Below are 6905 nucleotides of genomic sequence, written 5' to 3'. Positions count from 1 at the left end.
ATGTCCTTGTGCGCGATGTGCACGCTGTCCAGGCCGACACTCAGCCGGTCCATCAGCTCTTCCGCCTCGGCCGGTTCCAGGTTGATGAAACTGCCACCCGACGTTTGCCGAATGCCTCGCCGCACCACCTCTTCGAACTCCGCTGACAACAGCAACACACGCAAGTCATTGCCTTGGGCAAACTTGTTGCTGATGTAGCGCGCCATCGCGCCGCGAACGTGTTCGACCAGCGCCAGCGGGTCCTTTTCCCGCGATGCCCAATGGGCCAGCGATTCGAGAATGAGCTTCATGTTGCGCACCGAAATGCGCTCGCCGATCAACCGCTGCAGCACCTCGGCGATCTTCTGCACGGTGACGTGGCGATACACTTCCTTGAGCAGATCGGGGCAGCGCGTTTCCATTTCGTCGAGCAGTTGCTTGGTTTCCTGAACGCCGAAAAACTCCCGGATGTTGCGCGCCAGCAACGTGACCAGGCAGCGGTAGCATTCTTCGTCAGCCGGACGCAGGTGGTAACCCAACTGCTGCACGCGCTCCCTGTCGGCCGCGTTGACCCAGACACCGCCCAGGCGATTGCTGTCGTTGCCGCGTACCAGGGCAAAGCCCAAAGGTTCCAGCTCCGGCGAATAGTCGAGCAGGCGCCAATGATCGAAATGGATATCGAACTGTTCGGCGCGCACTTCGTTGATCAGCACCGCCACTTGATGCGCCGGCAACGCCTCGCTGGCACGCAGTTGCGGCTCGGGAATGCGCAAGCCGTAGTCGACGAAAAACTGGCTGCGAAAGCGTGCTGCCCAGCGGGCCTTGTTCAGTTCTTCCAGCCGCGCCGTGGGCACCAGCAACATCAAGGCGATGGTTTCGGTGGCAATGTTGTCGATATCATCGAGCAGGCCCGATCCCGTCTGCATGGCATCTCCCTGCGCAGGCACCGGACGATTGTCACCCGGTCCTTCACCCCGTGAAGCCTTGCGCTGCCGGAAAAACACCACCAGCGCCAGGACCGCGGCGATGGGCAAGAAGGTCAGCAGCGGAAAGCCGGGAAGCAAGCCGACACCCACCGCCAGCAGCGCGGTCACACCTATCACGAATGGATGGCCCAGTATTTGGGCGAGCATGTTGCGCCCCAGGTTGCTGTCATCGCCGTTGACGCGGGTAACGATGAAGCCGGCGCCGATGGCAATCAGCAACGCAGGAATCTGTGCCACCAAACCATCGCCGATGGTCAACAGGGTGTAGGTCGACAGGGCCGTGGACATGTCCATGCCCATTTGTCCGACCCCGATGGCCATGCCGCCGATGAAGTTGACGAAGATAATGATGATGCCGGCGATCGCATCACCCTTGATGAACTTCATCGCGCCGTCGAAAGAGCCGTACAACTGGCTTTCACGCTCCAGCACGCTGCGTTTTTCTTTGGCTTCCTCGGCAGTCATGGCGCCTGCCTTCAGGTCGCCATCGATGCTCATTTGCTTGCCGGGCATGCCGTCCAGCGAGAAGCGCGCCGCGACTTCGGCAACCCGTTCCGAGCCCTTGGTAATCACGATGAACTGAACAATGGTGACAATGGAAAAGATCACGAAACCAACCACCAGGCTTTCACCGATCACGAACTCGCCGAAGGAGGCAATGATCTCCCCGGCATCGGCCTGGCTGAGGATCAGCCGGCTGGTGCTGATCGACAGTGCCAGGCGAAACAGCGTGGTCAACAGCAGCAAGGCCGGGAATGTCGAAAAGCTGAGGATGCGTTCGATGTAGAACGAGCCCATGAACACCAGCAGCGAAATGACGATGTTCAGGCCGATGAGAAAATCCACCAGCGGCGTCGGCAGTGGAATGATCAGCATGGCGATGATCATCACCATCAGCGTCAGGATCAGCAGCTCCGGGCGAGCACCGACATTACGCAAAAACACATTGAACATGGCAGGTCAGCTCCGGCTAAAAATCATGAGCAACCGCCGAGACGTCGCTGTTCAATACATTCGTGGGCATAGGCAATGTCTGCCAATCGCGTGAACTGTTGTGCCAGGCGCAGCGGCGCTTCTTCATCGGCAAACAGTGGCGTCGGCAATTGCAGGCTGAGCCGGCGCACCTTCTGCAACACGGTCGAGCGTTCACGGTGCGCACTCAACAGCACGCGCTCACCCAATGCGCCGAGCAACAGCTGGTCGAGTTCATCGGGGTAGGCCAACAAGCCGAGCAGGAACACCAGCCAGTCGGGTTCATGGGGGTTGTGCCGGCAGATGAGCGCATCACCCAGCAGGCTGCCGATGAACAGCTCGTCTGCGGATCGCAGGTGCTTGAGGTCGATCAACCGGCCCAGCAGTTGACCGAACTCTGCACGCGAGCAACTGGGGTCCTGGGCACTGATGTCGGTGAGTAATGCCGCTTCGATGAAGGCCAGCACACTCATGCGTTGTGGCGGGCCGTAAAGCGCAATCCAGTCCTGGTAACAATCGAGTGGACCTTCGTCGGACTCCAGAAAGTCGCGGTAGGTTTCGCGCAACAGGCCGGCGCGCATCGCCATGCTTGCACCGAACATCCGGGCTTTCAGGGCGCTGTTGATCCCGGCATTCATGCGCTTGGGGGAGCCTTGGGCAACCACCGTCTGCAATAGCGTTTCGAGCCTTTGACGGGTAGCTGTTTCCAGTTTTCTTCGGCGCAACAGTTCTCGCAGCACCAACGCCAGGTCGCTGTCATCGGGGAACAGACTGCGCGCCATCTCCAGCAGCCAGGCGACGGGTTTGTCCGTCAGACGCGCCAGATTGAGCACCTGCCGCGCCTTGGGCACGGTGTCGTCTTCCAGGACTCTCTCGAAAGTATCTGTCAGCGCATCGGACCTGAGTTCGAAAAGCCGTCGGCCACGGAACTGCGCGAGCGCTGCCGACATTTCATCACTGATCTGCACAATGCGCTGCGCTGCGGCGGCCGTGCCGCTGTCGTCCAGATCAATCTCTGCGTCCGCCTGCGGCTGCGGATGTTCGGCGGCCTTCTCGGTATTGAGCCGTGCCTGGGCGGCTCGCCCGCCTGTGGAAATCGGTGGCAGGATCATTTATTTGCCGCCCGAAAGTAACTGCGGCGCACGCGTTCGTGCTGTTGTGGCGTCAGCAACTGAGTGGCCGGCTCGGCGCTGCCGGGTTCCAGTGCAGCAAGAATTTCCTTGGGCTGTATCAGGAACACCCGAACTGTGTTGGCCGAGCGATTCTGTCGATAGCTGAACAAACGCCCGATCCAGGGAATCGATCCAAGTACCGGTATCTGTCCGATTTGTTCGCTGTTGTCATCGCGGGTGAAACCACCCACCAACAGACTCTTTCCCTGAGGTACGCGCGCCACGGTGCTGATCCGTGTGCGGCCGACCGTCGGCAACGTGCCCGGCTGCTCGCCTCGACCAGGGCTTTCGACTTCGTTGCCGTCCTCGATATTGAGCGACATTTCAACCTCGTCCGCCTGGGCGAAACGGGGTAATACGCTCACCAGCGTGCCGTAGGTCACGTGCTGCAAATCGACACTGCGCTCACCCACCAGCGGGGCATAAAACGTGCGGTTGTTGTCGAATATCGCTGGCACATTCTCTTGCGTGAGGATGACCGGCCGCGAGACCACATTCGCCCGGTTGGTGCGTTCCAGCGCCATGACCTGAGTGACGAAAGACGCGCCATCGAGGGTGGTCGCCGAGCCGGCATTGAGCGATGCGGAAAATTTCCCGCCCGAATTCACTGCGCCTTGCCAATTGATGCCCAGTTGATTGAGTTCATCCTTGTGCAAATCAATGATCCACAACGACAACTCCACGTGCCGTTTCGGCGTATCCAGCGCGCTCACCAGGTTCTCGATAAAGCGCACTTGCTCCGGCAGCCCCTTGACCAGCAGGCTGTTGGTATCGGGATACGCGACCACCCGAATGTTTCCGGCGGCTACATCCCGCGCAATGATTCGCGGCGCGGCCGGATCCTGATCCGAGGGCGTGGTCGCCAGGCCTTCCAGGGGAAACGCCGGCATCAATCCCGGCGGTCGCGGTGCAGGGGCTTGCGCTATCGACGACTCGACCTCGCGCTTCTCACCGCGCAGCAAATCCTCGATCACGGTTGCCAGCCCGGGGATGGTCACCTTGTCATCGCGCAGCTCGTATTTGCGGTCGCTGACGAAGGTGTTGCGCACCTGGATGACGCCAATCTGCTGCTTGCCCAGCAACAATTCCGAGCGCTGGTTATCCATCAGCCCGGCCGCTTGCACCACCAGGTCGACATACATCGGTGGGCCCGACACATGGAAAGTCCGCAGACCGTCGTGGCGCAATGGATAACGGACATCGTGCAACCCGGAACGCTCAAGGAACGCCTGAAGCCTGGTCACCGTCAGGGTCTGCAGCGACACCATCGAGCTTTTGATTTCCGGGGCGTCATACAGATAAATCGCCTGACCATCGCTGTACCAGATCAAGCCCATCTGCGAGGCGACTCGCTCGAAGGTTCGTTGTGGTTTAAGCAGATCGAACGTACCGGAAATCCGCTTGGCCGCAGCCGCCTTGCTGACGATCACCGGTTTGCCCAGTGATCCGGACAGTTCGCTGAAAAAGGTGCGCGCGCTTTGCTCGCGGGCCTCGAAATTATAAGTATCGGCCCGCGCGTCACACGGCATAACCATCAACGCGGCGCCCAGCCAGAATGGAAAAATACATAAAGAGTGAATTAGGCGGTTCATCGGCTCACTTGCCTGGAAGGTAGGTAATGTCGGCCAGGCTGCTGGGCGTGAATCCCACCAGTTCGCGGATTTCCTTGGAGAAATGCGAAGAAGAGGCAAAACCGAACTCCAGCGCCACATCCGTCAGGGAGCCGTCCTGCAGACTCATATTCAACAGCGCCTGGGCCGTTCGCCAGCCGCGCAAGGCAGGCTTGGCCGCCGTGCCCAGCGCCTGTCGACACAGTCGGCGAAAATGCGACACCGAAACGCCATAACGCTGGGCCAGGGTGGTCAGTTTTTCGCTGTGGGTGCCTTGTTCCAGCAGAAAACGCACGAGTCCGTAACTCTCGGTGTGACGCAGCACGCTGGCAAAGGCCTGCCAGGCCACACCTGCGTCCATTGCCTGTTCGATATACCAGCGCTCAAGCGCCCGCTCGGACTGGAAGGTTGAACAAGCAACTGACAAGGCGGCCCAGGGTGCCTGGCTGGGTCGTTGATCGATCAGCGCATTACCCAGATCAATGAACACCTGCAATTTCACCAGTGGTGCTTCCGAAACCGGCAGAATCTGCCCGCCGCCCTTCACCTCAAACGCACCGTTGATCGCAATCAGCCCTTCCCAACCGGCCGGCAGGCAAGCGGTCGCCGCACACTGCTGCGACGCAAGGTACACGGGAGATTCGCTGACACGCAGATGCAGTACCCGTTCGCTGAAACGGGCATCAGGGAAACGTGTGACGTGTAGTGATTCGATTTGCACGCCAATCTCCTTTGCGGCCTGACGATATAGCTCGGCATGTAGGTCGGCAGGATGAAAGAGATGGCGCGTCCAATCCTGATGTAAAGCTGATGAAACCCGGGCTGGCATATGCCTTGCAGCCATTAAGACATCAGCACACATGCCAACGGCGGGATGCGTGCCAGGACAATGGCGTCGTCATCCGGCCTTGCGCGTGCAAGGTCCCGGGACGACGTTTTTTTTTGCAAGGTGAACATGCGATGAACGAACCATCAGCCGGCCCTCTGGCCTGGGTCAATGGCAGCGATGCCCCGGAAAAGACCGAAATCAATCTCGGCTTCATGGCCCTGAGCGACTGCGCCTCGGTGGTGGTCGCTGCCACCCAAGGCTTCGCCCAGCCCTACGGCCTGACCCTGAACCTCAAGCGCCAGCCGTCCTGGGCCAATCTGCGGGACAAACTGGTGAGCGGCGAGCTCGATGCCGCCCACAGTCTGTACGGTTTGATCTACGCCGTGCATCTGGGCATCGGTGGCGTGGCTCCGACCGACATGGCCGTGCTCATGGGCCTGAACCAGAACGGTCAGAGCATCAATCTCTCCCACGGTTTACAGGGCCTCGGCGTGACCGGTCCTGAAGCACTTCACCGGCACGTGCACCAAACTCGCCCAAAACTGACCTTCGCTCAGACTTTTCCCACTGGCACTCACGCGATGTGGCTGTATTACTGGCTTGCCAGTCAAGGCATTCACCCGTTGCTGGATGTCGACAGCGTAGTGGTGCCACCGCCGCAAATGGTCGCGCACCTGCAAGCGGGCCGCATCGATGGTTTCTGCGTTGGTGAGCCCTGGTCCGCCAGTGCGGTGCAACAGGATCTCGGGTTTACCCTGGCGACAACCCAGACCCTCTGGCCCGATCATCCGGAAAAAGTCCTCGGCTGCACTCGCGCATTCGTCGAGCAATACCCCAATACCGCCCGGGCGCTGGTGATGGCGATCCTGCAAGCCAGCCGCTTCATCGAAGACAACGCCGAGAACCGCCGCAGCACCGCGCAATTGCTCAGCGCGCCGCAGTACCTCGATGCACCGCTCGAATGCATCGAGCCGCGTCTGCTGGGTGACTACGCCGACGGGCTCGGCAATCGCTGGCAAGACCCGCACGCCTTGCGTTTCCACGGTAATGGCGAGGTCAATCTGCCTTACCTGTCCGACGGCATGTGGTTCATGACCCAGTTCCGCCGCTGGGGATTGTTGCGCGATGACCCGGATTACCTCGCGGTAGCCCGTCAGGTGCAACAACTGGATTTGTATCGAGAGGCCGCCAGCGCCGTCGGTATCGCTTCTGCGGGCAAGGAAATGCGCAGCAGCCAATTGATCGATGGCAAGGTCTGGGACGGCTCTGATCCGGCCGGCTACGCCCGCAGCTTCAAACTGCATGCCATGAGCGACAGCTCGCCCCTTATCGCCAGCCGCTGACAGGAGACTGCGAA

General features: G+C 60.2%; 5 protein-coding genes. 1 reads left to right on the top strand and 4 read right to left on the bottom strand.

The annotated features are described in order from the left end of the window. The 4 genes from CES87_RS15955 to CES87_RS15940 all read right to left on the bottom strand — a co-directional run. On the bottom strand, positions 1-1919 hold a 1919-nt coding region (locus tag CES87_RS15955), incomplete at its 3' end, for an EscV/YscV/HrcV family type III secretion system export apparatus protein (RefSeq protein ID WP_128606870.1). 23 nt (positions 1920-1942) lie between these two features. Then, positions 1943-3049, bottom strand: a complete 1107-nt coding sequence (sctW, locus tag CES87_RS15950) for a type III secretion system gatekeeper subunit SctW (protein WP_128606869.1) — start codon at positions 3047-3049, stop codon at positions 1943-1945. Then, positions 3046-4701, bottom strand: a complete 1656-nt coding sequence (sctC, locus tag CES87_RS15945; protein ID WP_128606868.1) for a type III secretion system outer membrane ring subunit SctC — start codon at positions 4699-4701, stop codon at positions 3046-3048. The genes sctW and sctC overlap by 4 nt, the downstream gene beginning before the upstream one ends. A gap of 4 nt (positions 4702-4705) precedes the next feature. Then, positions 4706-5440, bottom strand: coding sequence for a helix-turn-helix domain-containing protein (locus CES87_RS15940; RefSeq protein WP_256590937.1), 735 nt, complete (start codon positions 5438-5440; stop codon positions 4706-4708). Between the two features lie 239 nt (positions 5441-5679). Between CES87_RS15940 and CES87_RS15935 the strand changes: the two genes are divergently transcribed. Next, positions 5680-6891, top strand: a complete 1212-nt coding sequence (locus tag CES87_RS15935) for a CmpA/NrtA family ABC transporter substrate-binding protein (RefSeq protein ID WP_128606867.1) — start codon at positions 5680-5682, stop codon at positions 6889-6891. The last annotated feature ends 14 nt before the right edge of the window (positions 6892-6905 follow it).

Source organism: Pseudomonas sp. ERMR1:02 (genome assembly GCF_002277815.1).
GTDB lineage: Bacteria > Pseudomonadota > Gammaproteobacteria > Pseudomonadales > Pseudomonadaceae > Aquipseudomonas.
This window is presented reverse-complemented; position numbering and strand designations above follow the sequence as displayed.

Coding starts and splice junctions, on each gene's coding strand:
- sctW (WP_128606869.1), bottom strand. CDS start 3,049: ATGATCCTGCCACCGATTTCCACAGGCGGGCGAGCCGCCCAGGCACGG.
- sctC (WP_128606868.1), bottom strand. CDS start 4,701: ATGAACCGCCTAATTCACTCTTTATGTATTTTTCCATTCTGGCTGGGC.
- CES87_RS15935 (WP_128606867.1), top strand. CDS start 5,680: ATGAACGAACCATCAGCCGGCCCTCTGGCCTGGGTCAATGGCAGCGAT.